At 57.4% G+C, this 15,275-nt stretch carries 13 protein-coding genes; 6 read left to right on the top strand and 7 right to left on the bottom strand.

Annotated elements, in window-relative coordinates; all coding sequences use genetic code 11:
* Window positions 1-124 precede the first annotated feature (124 nt).
* From O3S81_RS25560 to O3S81_RS25545, 4 genes are read left to right on the top strand one after another with little or no spacing between them, the layout of a single operon-like run.
* Entirely contained in the window at window positions 125-1,012 is an 888-nt protein-coding gene (locus tag O3S81_RS25560) for an FAD binding domain-containing protein (protein WP_269347628.1), read from the top strand.
* Window positions 1,005-1,484: a (2Fe-2S)-binding protein gene (locus O3S81_RS25555; RefSeq protein WP_127757340.1), complete on the top strand. Its 480-nt coding sequence runs from the start codon at window positions 1,005-1,007 to the stop codon at window positions 1,482-1,484. Before O3S81_RS25560 ends, O3S81_RS25555 begins: the two co-directional genes overlap by 8 nt.
* A complete protein-coding gene (locus O3S81_RS25550; protein ID WP_269347627.1) occupies window positions 1,481-2,242 on the top strand; it encodes an N-acyl homoserine lactonase family protein in 762 nt (253 codons plus the stop codon). Before O3S81_RS25555 ends, O3S81_RS25550 begins: the two co-directional genes overlap by 4 nt.
* The gene (locus tag O3S81_RS25545) at window positions 2,239-4,638 is read left to right on the top strand and encodes a xanthine dehydrogenase family protein molybdopterin-binding subunit (RefSeq protein WP_269347626.1); all 2,400 of its coding nucleotides are present in this window, start codon (window positions 2,239-2,241) and stop codon (window positions 4,636-4,638) included. Before O3S81_RS25550 ends, O3S81_RS25545 begins: the two co-directional genes overlap by 4 nt.
* A 16-nt stretch (window positions 4,639-4,654) precedes the next feature.
* Here the strand turns inward: O3S81_RS25545 and O3S81_RS25540 are convergent, their stop codons facing one another.
* From O3S81_RS25540 to bhcA, 6 genes are all read right to left on the bottom strand, one after another.
* The gene (locus O3S81_RS25540; RefSeq protein WP_269347625.1) at window positions 4,655-5,641 is read right to left on the bottom strand and encodes a winged helix-turn-helix transcriptional regulator; all 987 of its coding nucleotides are present in this window, start codon (window positions 5,639-5,641) and stop codon (window positions 4,655-4,657) included.
* A gap of 646 nt (window positions 5,642-6,287) precedes the next feature.
* Entirely contained in the window at window positions 6,288-7,277 is a 990-nt protein-coding gene (locus tag O3S81_RS25535; RefSeq protein ID WP_269347624.1) for a type I glyceraldehyde-3-phosphate dehydrogenase, read from the bottom strand.
* A gap of 121 nt (window positions 7,278-7,398) precedes the next feature.
* Window positions 7,399-8,364 carry an iminosuccinate reductase BhcD gene (gene bhcD / locus O3S81_RS25530; RefSeq protein WP_269347623.1) on the bottom strand — a complete coding sequence of 322 codons (966 nt, stop codon included), beginning with the start codon at window positions 8,362-8,364 and terminating at the stop codon, window positions 7,399-7,401.
* An 80-nt stretch (window positions 8,365-8,444) separates the two neighbouring features.
* Complete coding sequence (gene bhcC / locus O3S81_RS25525; protein WP_269347622.1) at window positions 8,445-9,608, bottom strand: 3-hydroxy-D-aspartate aldolase BhcC; 1,164 nt, start codon at window positions 9,606-9,608, stop codon at window positions 8,445-8,447.
* Between the two features lie 10 nt (window positions 9,609-9,618).
* Window positions 9,619-10,566 (bottom strand): beta-hydroxyaspartate dehydratase BhcB, encoded by a 948-nt coding sequence (gene bhcB, locus O3S81_RS25520; protein ID WP_269347644.1) that lies wholly within the window; start codon window positions 10,564-10,566, stop codon window positions 9,619-9,621.
* A gap of 14 nt (window positions 10,567-10,580) precedes the next feature.
* Window positions 10,581-11,771, bottom strand: coding sequence for an L-aspartate--glyoxylate aminotransferase BhcA (bhcA, locus tag O3S81_RS25515; protein ID WP_269347643.1), 1,191 nt, complete (start codon window positions 11,769-11,771; stop codon window positions 10,581-10,583).
* Window positions 11,772-11,945: 174 nt separating this feature from the next.
* On the opposite strand from bhcA, the gene bhcR reads away from it, so the two are divergent.
* Both bhcR and O3S81_RS25505 read left to right on the top strand, forming a co-directional pair.
* On the top strand, window positions 11,946-12,782 hold the full coding sequence (bhcR, locus tag O3S81_RS25510; protein ID WP_269347621.1) for an HTH-type transcriptional regulator BhcR: 837 nt from the start codon (window positions 11,946-11,948) through the stop codon (window positions 12,780-12,782).
* Between the two features lie 139 nt (window positions 12,783-12,921).
* On the top strand, window positions 12,922-13,704 hold the full coding sequence (locus tag O3S81_RS25505) for an FCD domain-containing protein (RefSeq protein ID WP_269347620.1): 783 nt from the start codon (window positions 12,922-12,924) through the stop codon (window positions 13,702-13,704).
* 110 nt (window positions 13,705-13,814) lie between these two features.
* Here the strand turns inward: O3S81_RS25505 and O3S81_RS25500 are convergent, their stop codons facing one another.
* Window positions 13,815-14,969 (bottom strand): alpha-hydroxy acid oxidase, encoded by a 1,155-nt coding sequence (locus O3S81_RS25500; RefSeq protein ID WP_269347619.1) that lies wholly within the window; start codon window positions 14,967-14,969, stop codon window positions 13,815-13,817.
* Window positions 14,970-15,275: the final 306 nt, after the last annotated feature.

Raw genomic sequence — 15,275 nt, 5'->3', positions numbered from 1 at the left:
TTTAAGTCTAATAATGCAAGTCAAATTTGGTATAGGCATCATCGATGGGAAATGATGTCGGAGGAGCAGTTATGGCACGATCTTCAGTCAGTGCGACGGCCGCACCGGCGGCACGGGCAAAACCATGAAGCCCGCACAGTTCGACTACAGCGTACCGGCAACGGTCGAAGAAGCGGCATCAATGCTCGCCGCATCGGCCGGTGACGGCAAGATCATCGCCGGCGGGCAGAGCCTGATGCCGATGATCAACTTCAGACTGGTGAAGCCCTCCATCCTTATCGATATTAACCGTATCGCTGGTTTGGATAAGATAGAGTTCGACGGCAGCCGGCTGAAGATCGGGGCGACCGTCCGTCATCGCATGACAGCCACCGATGCGCTCGTCGCCCGGCACCTGCCGGTCGTTCACGACGCTATGCATCACGTCGCACACATGACTGTGCGCAACCGTGGCACGTTTTGCGGCAGCGTCGCCCATGCGGACCCCGCAGCAGAAATGCCGATGATGACCCGCTTTCTCGACGGTACGATCATCGCCTTTTCCGAGCGTGGCGAGCGCCGCATCCCTGCCGCCGACTTCTTTGCCGGTTCGCTGGTAAATGCGCTTGACGAGGACGAACTCGTCACCGCGGTGGAAATCGACGCCATGCCAGAGGACGCCGGCTGGGGTTTCGAGGAATTTGCCCGCCGCCACGGCGACTTTGCGCTTGCCTGCTTCGCAACAACCTTTCGCGTCGAAAACGGTGCAGCAACCGGCGTTCGCGTTGGCATGATGGGCGTCGGTGAAACCCCGCTGCGCCTGCCGGAAATCGAAGAGATCGTCGAGGGCACCAACCTGTCGGAACCCGTTCTCGATACGGTGGCAGAGAGACTGGCAAACATCCTGACCCCCAACTCCGATATCCACGCGTCAGCGGATTATCGCAGGCATCTTTCCGGCGTATTGGCGAAGCGGGCATTACGCACAGCTTGGAACCGCGCCAATGGAAGGGAGATACGACGCCATGGCTGAAAAGCAGATCACTTTCAACGTCAACGGCCTATCCTACACGCGCGCAGTCGAACCCCGCATGCTCCTCAGCGATCTCCTGCGCCATGAGCTCGGCCTGACAGGAACCCATGTCGGCTGCGAGCACGGTGTCTGCGGCGCGTGCACCGTCCTCCTCGACGGGCGTAGCGCCCGCTCTTGCCTCACGCTCGCAGTGCAGGCCGAGGGCATGGTGATCGAGACCATTGAGGGGCAGGGCAGCATCGACCGGCTCGGTCGGGTTCAGGAGGCGTTTCGCCAGCATCATGGCCTGCAATGCGGCTTCTGCACGCCGGGCTTCATCATGGCGATCACCGATCTTCTCCGCCATCACCCGCTGGAAAGCGACGAGGAGATCCGGGAAGCGCTCTCCGGAAATATCTGTCGCTGCACGGGCTATGAGCACATCGTCAATGCCGTCCGCGAGCTCGCACGTGAAAGAGGACCCCTGACATGAAGATGCATTTTCTCGAAGGCGGCCGGCTGCGTATGCGCCGCTCGATCTTTGTAGCCGGAGCTGCAAAGGAAGAAACCATCGAACTGCCCGTCCATGCCACGCTGATGCGCCATACCCGGGGCAATGTGCTCTTCGACAGCGGATGCAATCCGGATGCGGCGATCGATGCCCAGGCACGTTGGGGCGGCCTGAGCAAGGTCATGACGCCAGTCTTTTCACCGGAGCAGACCGTCGTCCGCCAGCTCGAAGCCATCGGCCTGCAGCCCGACGACATCGACGTCGTCATTTGCTCCCATCTTCATCCCGACCATTGCGGATGCAATTCCTATTTCCGCAAGGCGACCATTCTGTGCCACGAAGCTGAGGCCGCGGCAGCCAGGGCCGAGGGTGCCGAAAACCTCGGCTACTTGCCTAGGGAATGGGATCAGCCCCAAGGCTTCCAGACGTTTGATACAGACCATGACGTGTTCGGCGACGGCCGTATCGTCGTCATGCCCATGCCTGGGCATACAACCGGCATGAGCGTGGCGCGCATAGAACTGGAAAAGGACGGCAACTTCATTCTCGCGTCGGATGCCGCCCCCCTCCAGGCCAATATCGACACCGGCATTGCGCCGAAGAACACTTGGAACATGGATCTGGCAGCTGGCTCGCTCGCGCGGCTCAAGGCCTTGCGCGACAGCGGCGAAACGATCATCTCTGGCCATGACGACGTCCAGTGGCAGGGCCTGAGAAAAGGCCGGGAGTTCTATGAATGAAACATTCTGACCATTCCGTCGAACTTCGTCCCAAGCTGGTTGGCAAGCGCGTCAAGCGCACGGAGGATCCTCGTCTTCTGACCGGCGTCGGGAAATATGTCGACGACATGGCGCCTGCCGGCATGCTTCATGTCGCGTTGCGCCGCTCCGACCAGCCTCATGCGAAAATCCTCAACATCGATATTGGCGACGCCTTCTCGGTCCCGGGCGTCATCGCGATCTATGATGCAAGCGATCTCGAGGGAGAGATAAAGCCTGCCATTCCGACCTCACGCATGCCGGGCTATTACGCCACGCCGATCTGGCCGCTGGCACGGGGCAAAGTCCGCTACGTCGGCGAACCGGTCGTCGCTATAGTGGCGGAAAGCCGCTATGCCGCCGAGGACGCGCTGGAACACATTACTATCGAATACGAGCCCCTCCCCTTCGCGATCCGGCAGGTCGATGCGGTCAAGGACGACGCGCCACTCCTGCATGAAGAGGCCGGCACGAATACGATCATCCGCCGCGAATTCAAGCGCGGCGATGTCGACGAAGCATTCAAGGACGCGGCGGTGACCGTCAGGGGCCGGTTCCGGATGACCCGCAAGACGGCCGTCGCCATGGAAAACCGGTCCTATCTCGCCGAGTGGGACAGCCGAAAACAATCGCTGACGCTCTACACCTCGTCCAACATACCTGGCGTTATCCGCGACGTGCTCTCCGGCTGCCTCGAACTTCCCGGAACCCGGATGCGCGTCGTCGCGCCAGACGTGGGCGGCAGCTTCGGCGGCAAGGGTTCTCTTTACGGAGAGGAAATTCTCGTCTGCACACTGGCGCGGAAGCTGAAACGGCCCGTCAAATACATCAGCGACCGCCTCGAGGATCTTTCCGCCACCAGCCAGGCGTTCGACGAACTGATCGAGGCGGAACTGGCGGTTACAAAGGACGGCATGCTGATCGGCCTGCGCGCCGATGTGATCGGCGATGTCGGCGCGTATTCGATCTATCCGTGGACGGCGGCGCTCGAAACGGTGCAGGTCGTCAGCTTCCTGCCCGGCCCTTACCGGATGGAGCATTACCGCGGTCGCATTCGCGGCGTGCTGACCCCAAAGCCGCCCACCGGCCCCTATCGCGGCGTCGGCCGTCCCTCGTCTACCTTTGCAATGGAGCGCCTGGTCGAGATGGCGGCGCGTAAACTGGGCATGGACCCGGTCGAGTTTCGGCGAAAGAACCTTGTGAGGGATGACGAATTTCCCTATCGCACTGCCTCCGGTATCATCTGGGACAAGTCGGCCTTTCAGGAGTGTCTCGAAGGCGCCTGCACGCATGTCGATTATCCATTGCTGGTTCGCGAGCGTGACGAGGCAAGAAAGGCCGGCCGCTGGGTCGGCATCGGGCTTGCGAGCTATGCGGAGCTTACCGGCATCGGATCGCGGATTTCGGTCGCTCCGGGCATGCCGATCAATACCGGGACCGAGACTTCCAAGATCGAGATCGACGCGACCGGCGCGATCACCGCCGCCTTCGGTATTTCGTCCCATGGCCAGGGGCTGGAAACGACGCTGGCGCAAGTCATCGTCGACGAACTCGGCTGCAAGCTGGAGGACATTGAGGTCAAGCACGGTGACAGCGCTCTTGTCCCAATGGCCAGCGGCACCTATGCCAGTCGCTCGGCCGTGCTCGGCGGTGGCGCGGCCACGCTTGCCGCCCGCGTCGTCAAGGCCAAGGTGCTGCGCGCTGCAGCCTATCTGATGGAGCAAAGCGTCGAGGAGCTAGACATTCACGACGGCATCATCAGCAGCCGAAACTCCAATTTGTCGATGACGTTGAAAGAGGTCGCCTCCGCCGTCTATACCCAGATGGGACGCATTCCACGCGACCAGCGCGAGGACCTGGCGGCATCGGAGACCTATGACCCCTATCTCGGAACTGCCTGCTCGTCGACGCATCTTGCCATGGTAGAGGTAGATTCAGAGACCTACGGTGTGAAGATCCTCCGCTATGTGGTGGCGGAGGATTGCGGCAAGATCATCAACCCGATGATTGTGGACGGACAGGTTCATGGCGCGGTGGCGCAGGGTATAGGCGCAGCTCTGCTCGAAGAGATCGTCCATGACGATCAGGGACAGGCGGTGGCGGCCAGCCTCGCCGATTACCTGGTCCCGGTGGCGAGCAGCGTGCCTGAAATCGGCATCGTCCATATCGAGGCCGATCTGCCCAATAATATCGGTGGCTTCCGCGGCATGGGAGAAGGCGGCACGATCGGCGCGCCGGCGACAATCGCAAATGCTGTGTCCGACGCACTGGCTCATCTCGGTGTGTCGGTGGAGACACTCCCGGTCACGCCCGAACGGATCTTCCAGATGTTGCGCGAGAGACGCCAGGCATCCGCAGAAGCGACAGATACCGCGTAAGTCGATGATCGACCGGCTATAGGTCGAACTGATATCGGAGCAGATAGTCGGTATCCTTGGCCGCGATCGGCTTGCGGCATTCGGAACATACGACGATCGCCGAAAAATCCTGGCCACAGGTCTTGTGACGCAGTCGCATGGGCGGCTTTCCGTCTGCCAGCCAGCGATCTCCCCAGGCCATCATCACCAGCATCGGCTTGTAGAGATCGAGACCCATTTCGGTAAACCGATATTCGAACCGCTCGCCGGAATTGTATGGGACCTTTCGAAACACGCCAGCCTGCACGAGGCGAGCTAGACGATCGGACAGGATATTCGTCGCGATCCCGAGATTTTCCCGCATTTCTTCGAAGCGCCGCACGCCGTTCCAACCTTCGCGCAGGATCAGAAAACTCCAGCGGTCGCCAATGATGCCCAGCGTGCGTGCCACCGAGCACGGTCGAACTCTCTCCAGAAGGGTTGGATCGGAGCTTCGTCTCGATGTAGGGCGATTTTCAACCGGAGCATAGCCTGCGCCAGGCCCGTCCCGCGGTGCCACCTCTTTGGCGGTGAATGGCTCGAGACATTCACCGCAGACGGTTACAGGATGGCAATTGCATCCGCAGCTCTTGTGGATGAGTTGAAGGGGCGGCTCGTTGGGGCCGGCCAGCCACTTGTCGCCAAACTCCATCAGAGAAAGCATTGTTGGGAAAAGATCTTTGCCACGCACCGTCAAAAAATACTGCTGCCCCGGTTCGTTCGGTCGTTTCCCGGTGCTGAAGATCTCATTTGCGACGAGCGCAGACAGTCTGGAAGAAAGGGTCTGCCGTGGAATTCCTAACCGCTGCTGAAACTTATCGAACCTGCGCACGCCAAAATAGGCTTCCCGAAGTATCAGGAAGTTCCACGTGTCCAGAACAATCTCCATGGTCCGACGCACGGATGATTGCCGCTGCATGGAGAGGGGCTTGTCCGATACAGCTAGGGGAAAGTTTTCGACTTTTGTCGTCGTTATGTCATTCACGGAGTAAAACCTGTAGGGGATACGATTACGTTGCGAATAGAATATAGAGAGTAAAGTCTGACAATGAAAGTTAATCCGTGCTCTGACTGTGGACATTCGACCTTGGTCGTGTGTCATTCACGTCCGCGATGGACTTCTTACAAGGAGTGATCTCCGAGATCGACAGGTCGCAACTTCCAACGCCCCGTTTCGATGTCATCAGACTTGATAAAAAGAGTGCTATCTCGGCTCTCGCTGGCACAATCGGCGCGACCATCATTGTCGGCAGTTCGGTTTTTCGACTGTGTCCGCAATTGCATTGTGCACCAGATGGGCCGGGCAAATAGCGAATTGGTCATGCTACGTGACTTCAAGGAGTTGCATGATGATGCGCACGAAATCGCCCCTTTGCTGAAGTCAATCGACAGGTGGGAACCTGTCAAAGCGGTTTTTCAGCAGAACTATCCAAATCATTTGCTCACTTGACTCTGGTTCTGGCGCGTTCGCCAAGGTCACAGCATGTCGGGTGGCAGGCCGAGCGCGAGCATGCCTTCAAAGACGGTTGCTCGGGTCGATTCTCAGACCAGCTCGCACCGAAGGGTGGCGGCGACCACGATCGAAGCAGCGCCGCTGGCAGTGGCAAGCGATAGCGTTCTGAGTTTGCCCCCTACTCCAGATTCCGCTTGCCCACCAACAGCGCCATTTCAAGCATACGGTTGGCGAAACCCCATTCGTTGTCGTACCAACCGAAAATTCTGAGCAACCCGCTGGCTGCGGACATCGAAAGCTCTGGTCCGCTGACAGTCAGCGATTCCGGGCGCCCGCGCAAATCCACCGAAACGAGAGGTTTTTCGATCCACCCAAGGACAGGTGATCTCTCGCAAAGGTCGCGGAGAATATCGCGAACGTTCCCGATATCCGTTTGCGCCCGTAGAGCAACGGTGAGGTCTATCGCCGAGACGCTTGCAGTAGGCACACGAAGGGCTCGTGCTTCTATGAGGCCGGCAAGATGAGGAAGAACTTCACCTAAAAGAAGATGCGCGCTGGTCGTCGTTGGCACCATGGACAAGGCTGCCGCTCTACTGCGTGCCGGATCTCCCCTTGGCTGATCAACGGTAGGCTGACTTCCGGTGTAGCAATGTACCGTCGTCAGATGTCCTCCAATTACGCCAAACTGGTCATTAACGATCCGCAGCAGAGGAGCAATCGCATTAGTCGTACATGACCCATTCGAAACAATGTGCTGGTCACGATAGCTCTCCTCATTCGCACCCATCACGAGGGTCATATCGGCCCCTTTTGCAGGACCTGATATGACGACACGGCGCGCGCCCGCAGCCAAGGAGGAACGCGAGAACATTAGCGTGTCGCGGTGCCCCGTGCATTCGAGAACGACATCGACGTTCGACAAATCCAGGCTCCCTATGTCGGGCTCATGATGAAATGGAATAACGCGACCGTCGATTACGAGGTTATTTCCCGCTATTTCCACACGCCCGGTCCAAGGCCCGAATACACTGTCAAACTCGAAGAGATACGCCAAAGTTTCAAGCGAAGCGACATCATTGATCAATGCAATGTCGAAGTCGTCGCACTTCGCAGCCAGACGCAAAACGGACCGCCCGATGCGTCCAAAACCATTAATGGCAATCCTCATCTGAGCCGACCTTGCGCTGTGATTTACCGGATAGAAAACGCTACATGCGATGTCGACCTTCCGAAGCCCCACGGCTTCCGAGCAGATCGAACGGGTTGCTCTTCCTCACCTCCCCGGGCGCCTAGAAATCCACGACAACGGCCACACCTTTTTGAACAGCCAGATCGACCGCTTTCGACGCCACGGCCAGATCCTGAAGCCCGACCCCGGTTCCATCGAATATTGTGATCTCTTTGGCGTTTGAACGACCCGGATGATCCCCGTTGATGACCGCCCCGATCTCGACGATCTTTTCGGGAGAGAGCAGCCCCTTGGCAACTGAATGTTGCGCTTCGCCGATCGTAACCGATTGAGCGATCTGATCGGTGAAAACGGTCGCGGCCGCAAGCAGTTCGGCCTCGACTTCCTGTTTACCCTTGGTGTCCGTGCCCATGCAGGCAAGATGGGTACCGGAGCGAATTTGCGCGGCCCTTAGGATCGGGGCGAAAGACGATGTAATCGTGATAATGACATCGGCTTCTGCACCCAGCCGATCGAGGTCAACCGCCTCGAATGGAATATCATGCTCAGCGGCGATCTTGGCGAGACGGTCAAGCGCCTCGGGATAAATATTCCAACCAACGACCTTCTCGAAAGGGCGCTGCTCGAGGGCTGCCCGAAGCTGGAAGGTAGACTGATGGCCCGCACCCACCATGCCGAGCACTTTGGCGTCAGGCCGCGCCAGATATTTAATCGACACAGCGGATGCAGCCGCGGTGCGCAGCGCTGTCAGCAGGTTGCCACCGACGACGGCCCGGCATTTACCGGTATCCGCATCGAAGAGAAATATGGTCGACTGATGGTTCGTCAGCCCTTTTTCCATGTTGCTGGGCCAGAAGCCGCCGGACTTCAGGCCAAGAGCCAGACTTACCCTATCGAAACCCGATTTGAAACCGTAGAGCGCATCGGCGTGTCCGATGGCCTCACGGATGACCGGGAAGTTATAAGCGGATTTCTGCGCCATCGATGCAAAGACCTGCTCCACTGCAGTCAAGCAATCGGATGCAGAAACGAGGCCTTCGATCTCGCGTTCGGGGACAATGATCATGAAAATTACTCCCGCCTTCGATAACGCCGGGGCAAGCAATATGCCCCGGGTCGTGAACTCCATCGGCCACCGTCGATGCTTCAGTAGGCCTTGCCGCGGGCCGAGACCGGCCACAGGGTCTCGACCTTGCCATTGCGCACCCCGACATACCAGTCGTGGACATTGCAGGTCGGATCGCAGTGACCGGGTACGAGACGCAGTTTCTCATTGATCTTGAGAACCCCGTTCGTGTCCTCCACCACGCCATGCTCGTCGGAACATTTGACGTATTTGACATCGTCGCGACCATAGACAAACGGAAGACCGCTATCGACAGATTGCGCCTTGAGGCCGGCATCAACAACGGCGATATGCGGCTTTGCATGGCTCATCACGGAGGTCAGGATGAACAGGGCGTTTTCCCACTCTCCCTGGTCGATCCGCTTGCCGTCCTTGTCGTGAATGCGGCCATAGTCTGCATCCATGAAGGCGTATGAGCCGCACTGAAGCTCGTTGTAAACACCGGAGTTGGACTCGAAATAATACGAGCCAGTGCCGCCGCCCGAGACCAGTTCCGGGTCAAGCCCCTCGGCCTTGAGGACCTCGACAGCCTCCGTCACCTGGGAAATCGCCGCATCGAGCTTGGCCTTGCGGTCTTCAAAGCTGTTCATATGCTGCATCGCGCCCTGATAGGCTTGGATGCCCGTGAATTTCAGGCCCGCTGCTGCGTCGATCGCCTTGGCTATCTCCACCACCTCGGACGTCGCCTTTACGCCGCAGCGCCCGGCGCCGCAGTCGATTTCGACGAGGCATTCGAGGGTCACGCCGTGCTTTTGCGCCGCGGCCGACAGATCATCGACATTGGCGAGATCATCGACGCAGACGATAATCCGGCTGCCGAACTTAGGCAAACGCGCCAGACGGTCGATCTTGGCCGGGTCGCGGACCTGGTTGGATACGAGGACGTCCTTGATACCGCCACGCACAAAGACCTCAGCCTCCGAGACCTTCTGGCAGCACACGCCAATCGCGCCGCCGAGCTTTTCCTGAAGCTTCAGAACGTCGACGGACTTGTGCATTTTGCCATGGGCGCGGTGGCGCATGCCGTGGGCCTTGGCATAGTCGCCCATCTTCTGGATGTTGCGTTCCAAGGCGTCGAGATCGAGGATCAGGCAGGGTGTCTGAATGTCCTTCTCATCCATGCCCGGAAAGGCAGGAACATCGTATCCGACTTCAAGGCCGGCGAATTCTGTATGGGCGTTCATGGTTCTCTCCTCAGTTCCAGGGCAGCTTGTCGAGATCGACGTTACCGCCGGTGATGATGATGCCGACACGCTTGCCGGCAAATGCCTCGCGATTCTTCAGGATGGTTGCCAAGGGCACGGCGCTGGACGGTTCCAGCACCACGCGCAGGTGTTTCCAGGCGAGCTTCATCGCATCGATGATCTCCTGATCGGAGGCGGTATAGATCTCGGAGACATGGTTCGACACGAAATGCCAGGTGAGATCTTTCAGCGGCACAAGCAGCCCATCCGCGACGGTCTTCGGCGCATCGTCGGCGATGATGTAACCCGCCTTGAAGCTGCGATAGGCGTCATCGGCCTGTTCAGGTTCGGCCGCAATCACCTTCGTCTCGGGCGCCAGCGTCGACAGAGTAAGGCAGGTCCCCGAAATCATGCCGCCGCCGCCGATCGGCGCTACGACCATCTCAAGCCCATCAGCCTGTTCCATGAATTCTTTCGAGCAGGTTCCCTGACCGGCAATCACGCGCGAATCGTTATAGGGATGGACGAAATCCCCTCCTGTTTCGGCTTGGACCTTCGCGAAAGTCTCTTCCCGTGAGGAGGTGGAAGGCTCGCACTCGGTAATTCTGCCGCCATAACGGCGCACGGTATCCTTTTTGGCCTGAGGTGCCGTGCGGGGCATGACGACATTGCAGGGGATTCCGCGCCGCATGGCCGCATAGGACAGGCATGAGGCGTGATTGCCTGAGGAATGCGTGGCCACACCACTGGCTGCCTGCGCTTCGTCCAGCCCGAATACGGCATTGGCGGCGCCGCGCACCTTGAAGGCGCCCGGCTCCTGAAAGTTTTCGCATTTGAAGAACAATTGCGCGCCGCTGAGATCGTTGAGATACTCCGACTGCCGGATCGGTGTAAGCCTAATATGAGGCCTGATCCGCTCATGGGCGGCGAGCATGTCCTCATAGCTGGGAATATACATCTCGATATCGCTCATCACGCGGCTTTCCTCTGGGCGTTTCCTGCGCTCTGACGGTAGGACTGCTGAGCCGCAGCGACGCCGGAACCGAGAGTGACCGGCAGCCCGAGGTCCGCCATCACCATCTCGGCGGTGGCGATACCGGACAACGCCATGACGTCGGTCAGGCTGCCCAGATGACCGATGCGGAACACTTTCCCCGCGACATCGCCAAGGCCCGTTCCGAAAGCAACGCCATACGTGTTGAGCGCGTGAGCGACGATCTTGTTGGCGTCGAACCCTTCCGGCGTGCGGATGGCGCTGACGCTGTCCGAATAGAGTTCGGGACGGGCAGCGCAAAGCTTCAGCCCCCAGGCGGAAACAGCGCGACGTACACCTTCGGCAATCCGATGGTGTCGGGCAAAGACGTTTTCGAGCCCTTCATCCAGCAGCATGTCGGTCGCCACCTTCAACCCGTTCAGCAAACCGACCGGAGGCGTATAGGGATATCCATTCGAAGCATAACCCTTGGCCATGTCACGGACATCGAAAAAGGTTCGCGGCAGCTTGGCGGAACCGGTCGCTGCCAGAGCCTTTTGGGAGAAACCAACGATTGCGAGGCCCGGTGGAAGCATGAAGCCTTTCTGGGATCCAGTGACGGCGACATCGACACCCCATTCGTCCATCCGAAAGTCGTAGCAGGCGATCGAGCTGACGCCGTCGACGAAGAGCAGGGCTGGATGTTTTGCGTTGTCGAGCGCACGGCGCACGGCGGCAATATCAGAACGAACGCCCGTTGCCGTTTCGTTGTGCGTGGCAAGCACAACCTTGATTTCGTGACCTTTGTCCGCCGTCAGAATTTCTTCGAACGTGTCTGTGGGTACGCCTTCGCCCCATTCTTGCATCACGACCTGAACGTCGAGGCCATGGCGTTGGCACATGTCGATCCAGCGGTGGCTGAACATGCCGTTACGCGTCGCCAGGAGCTTATCCCCTGCCGACAGGGTATTCGTAATCGCGGTCTCCCAACCACCGGTACCGGTGGAAGGAAACACGAAAACTTCAGCCTTGGAGGTCTTGAGGATCGCTTTGACGCCTTCAAGCGCAGGATGAAGGATATTGCCAAAAAGCGGACTACGGTGATCAATGGTCGGCATATCAACGGCTTTACGGAGCACCTCGGGGATGTTCGTCGGGCCGGGAATGAAAATAGGATTCTGGGTGCTCATGGCTACTCCTCCTTGTTTAATTAGAGAATTACCACGCACGCTTCATTTAGTAAATTTTTTTGAAATGATTTTTCATTTTACTAAAAAAATACAAATAGCTATTTAAAAACATAGCATTGCATTTTTTCATTATTCCTAAGTTGATTTTACTATTATTTTTTCTACCCTAAAGCCATGCAGCAAACGGTCAGAAAACGAGGACGCCCAAAGGGTGCCAAGCCAACTCAGCCAGCGGCGAGCATTCAGGCTCTCGCCCGGGCGCTCGATGTGCTCGAGGCGCTGGCGGCCCACGATGGCGTTACTCTCACGGAATTGTCCAAATACCTCGATCAGTCCCCGGCAACTCTTCACCGCATACTCGCAACGCTTGAAAACCGGAGATACGTTGAAAGCAACACGGAACGGCAAGAGTGGTTTGTTGGACCGGAAGCCTTTCGCCTGGGCTCCGCTTTCTTGCGCAGAACGAATATCGTCGAACGAAGTCGGCCAGTGATGCGCGATCTTATGGCCCGGACAGGAGAGACCTCCAATCTTGGCATCGAACGAGATGGCGACGTATTGTTTATAAGTCAGGTGGAAACGCACGACACAATCCGTGCATTTTTCCCTCCCGGCACCCGCTCTCCCCTGCATGCGTCAGGAATAGGAAAAGCGCTTCTCAGCGCTTTCGACGACGATAGGCTGGAAGCGTTCCTTAAAACCGCGACGTTCACCCGCTTCACTGATAAGACGATCGCGAACATCAAAGAATTGCGCGAATCAATTCAGCAAACGCGCCGTCTTGGCTATTCCTTCGACGACGAAGAGAGAACCATAGGCATGCGCTGCGTTGCAGCTTCTATTGTGAACAGTTATGGCGAGGCCGTGGCAGGTATTTCCGTTTCAGGTCCAACAATACGTATGCCGGACAAAAGGGTCCGAGAGATCGGCCAACTGGTTTCGGATGCCGCGAACGAAATATCGCTGCAACTCGGATCTCCGCTGCTCAACCTTCCTCGCCACAGAGACTGATGGGAGCAAAACCGCCCTGTCCTTCAACCCCAACGCCGGTTCGGCACAAAAGGGTCGACGCCGGAGCGCGAATGGGTGATCCGCCTCCCGGCCTTTACCGTCGGGCGGCGCAATAGGAATTAGAAGGTAGGTGGCAAACATGAATGGGAACGCACCAAGCAGACCAGAAAGAGCGGCGGACACCGTGGCGAGGCATATTGAGACCCTTATTCTCGAAGGCTCTTTACGCCCTGGCGTGCCACTGCTCCCGGAGCGAGAACTGGCGCTGAAACTTAACGTTTCGCGGCCAACACTTCGTGATGCGTTGCAATCTCTCGAAAAGCGAGGCTTCCTGACAAGTAGGGAAGGAAAAGGCGTGAAAGTGGCTCAAATCGGCGCGACAACTATTACGGATCCATTGATAGCGATGCTCTCTGAGCGAAGTGAAGTCGCGGACGATTACCTCGAGTTCCGGGACGTGGTGGAAAGCTCAGCTGCCGCGCTGGCGGCGCAACGGGCAAACGAACCAGAGATCCAACGTATTAAAGAATGCGTGTTGAAGATCGAAGCGGCGCACAAAGCCAACAACCCAATCGAGGAGGCAGATGCCGACGCGGAGATGCACATCGCAATCTACGAAGCCAGCCACAATCTGGTAATTCTCCAGATCATGCGTGCACTCTCCGAAAACCTCAGAACCGACGTTCTGCATAATAGACGGCGCCTTTTCGCGATCCCCTATGTTCGGGATCTCCTGCGCGATCAACATATCGCTATTGCGCAAGCAATCATCGACAGAAAGCCTGAGGCAGCGCAATCCGCCGCACATGAACACCTCAGTTATCTAAGACAGGCGTCCAGAGAAATTCGAGAAGCGGAAGAAAAACTCGAGATTTCCCTTCGTCGTCTTGAAAGTGGTGGCCTCAGCACTTCGAAAAGCTGAGGCTGTCGGAGGCGGTTTTCATTGAATTTCGTTCGCGGACGAGGTTGGCTGGTTGTTGCAGGTTGCTCTCTATCCGCTCAAAAGAGGGAACTCAAAACTCGAAATAATGACTACCGGAAACGAAGATGCCCGGCGTTGAGTTGATCAAGTTTCGTTAATCCCATCAACTTCATGTCGCGCTCAATCTCAGCTTTTAGATTTGAAAGTGTTTTTTCCACACCAAGCTGACCACCCGCTGCCAGCGCGTAAAGATAGAGATGACCACCCGAGCAGGCAGTAGCACCGGCAGCCATTGCCTTAAGTACGTGTGTTCCCCGACGGATCCCTCCGTCGCAAATAATTTCAATTTGCCCGCCGACAGCATCGGCGATCTCCGAGATTTGGTCAAACGGCGCACGGGACCCATCGAGTTGGCGACCGGCATGATTTGAAATCATGATAGCCGTCGCACCGATGTCCACGGCACGTTTGGCGTCTTCGACACTCATCACCCCTTTAAGGCAAAAATGACCGCCCCAACGCTCCCTAACCTGTTCAGCGTCTTTCCAGCTCATCGATTGGTCGAGCATCGTTGAAAAATATTCCCCGACCGAAATGGCAATGTTGGTGCCTTGGCTAACGTGACCGTCAAGCTGGGGGAGGCTGAATTTTTCCTTCGTCAGATGGTGCCATGTCCATCTGGGTTTCATCGCAAAGCTTGCGAGGCTGGAAAGCGTCAATTTTGGAGGGGATGTAAATCCTGTGCGCAAATCGCGCTCACGGTTTCCACCGGTGATCGTATCGACGGTCAAAGCGATAGCGTCGAATTTTGCCTCACGGCACCGCTCTACCATGCTCCAGGTCAGTTCACGATCCTTATGAAAATAAAGCTGGAACATCTTCGGAGTCTGAATTGTCTTTCCGATCTCCTCGACACTCACTGTGCCAAGTGACGAAACACCGAAGAAGGTGCCAAATTTTTCAGCCGCCCGAGCCACCGCCCGCTCGCCGTCGTGATGAAACAGGCGCTGGAGCGCTGTGGGTGAAAGAAACAGCGGCAAATCCAGTTTTTTGCCCATGACCGTGACGGACATGTCTACGGTCTCCACTCCAGCCAACACGTTTGGTACCAAATCGCAGGTCGCAAACGCCTCGGTGTTCCGGCGGTATGTAATCTCATCGTCAGCCGCGCCGTCGATATAGTGAAAAATCGGAGCAGGAAGGCGTCTTTTTGCAAGCAAACGAAAATCGTCGACGTTTCTGCAACGGGCAATGGCTCTGGACACTGAATTTCCTACCTTTCGGATAAAAACAAATGCTCCGGCACTCCCCCGACAGCACAGCGCCTAACCCTCAGCCGTCCCCTTAAAGATCAGCCCGTGGCATATGGCGCTGATCTTTGGTAAATTAATTTTACCACGTATGTCAATTGGTAAAATATATGTTCATATAGGAATGACTGAGGTAGAACTGACAGCTGAGCCTTGGAACTGCCCGTCAACCCTGCGCATCAAGTGAACCGAAGGTGATGTCTGGATTTCCTCCATAATCACCCTCGGAATTGACTAGGATACAAAGCAGATCGGAAATTC

The organism is Agrobacterium sp. SOY23 (assembly GCF_027212525.1).
Classification (GTDB): Bacteria; Pseudomonadota; Alphaproteobacteria; order Rhizobiales; family Rhizobiaceae; genus Agrobacterium; species Agrobacterium tumefaciens_I.
This window is presented reverse-complemented; position numbering and strand designations above follow the sequence as displayed.